The sequence below is a fragment of the Paenibacillus terreus genome (genome assembly GCF_042138595.1).
In the GTDB taxonomy this organism is placed as follows: domain Bacteria; phylum Bacillota; class Bacilli; order Paenibacillales; family Paenibacillaceae; genus Paenibacillus; species Paenibacillus terreus.
In genome coordinates this window covers 1-387 of the sequence record NZ_JBHIRX010000049.1, presented here as the reverse complement: position 1 = coordinate 387, position 387 = coordinate 1, and the positions used below count along the sequence as shown (strand labels likewise).

The following is a 387-nucleotide window of genomic DNA, read 5'->3' as shown; positions in this document are numbered from 1 at the left end:
ATGGATTCGAACCACCGAACTCGTAAGAGAACAGATTTACAGTCTGCTGCGTTTGGCCACTTCGCTAAGCCTCCATAAGTGGTGCCGGCGAGAGGACTTGAACCCCCAACCTACTGATTACAAGTCAGTTGCTCTACCAGTTGAGCTACACCGGCATATTAAGTTAAAGGTGGCTCGGGACGGAATCGAACCGCCGACACGAGGATTTTCAGTCCTCTGCTCTACCGACTGAGCTACCGAGCCCTGCATCAGGCAGAGCCGACGGAATAATTGAACCTTCACAAGTTCTCATCCCTGAAGCTATTACAATAATGGCGGAACCGACGGGATTCGAACCCGCGATCTCCTGCGTGACAGGCAGGCATGTTAGGCCTCTACACCACGGTT

Annotated in this window: 2 tRNA genes; both read right to left on the bottom strand. The window is 52.5% G+C overall.

The annotated features are described in order from the left end of the window. Positions 1–79: 79 nt before the first annotated feature. A tRNA-Thr gene (locus ACE5KN_RS31075) sits at positions 80–155 on the bottom strand. 15 nt (positions 156–170) lie between these two features. Further along, positions 171–243 (bottom strand) — tRNA-Phe (locus tag ACE5KN_RS31070). Positions 244–387: the final 144 nt, after the last annotated feature.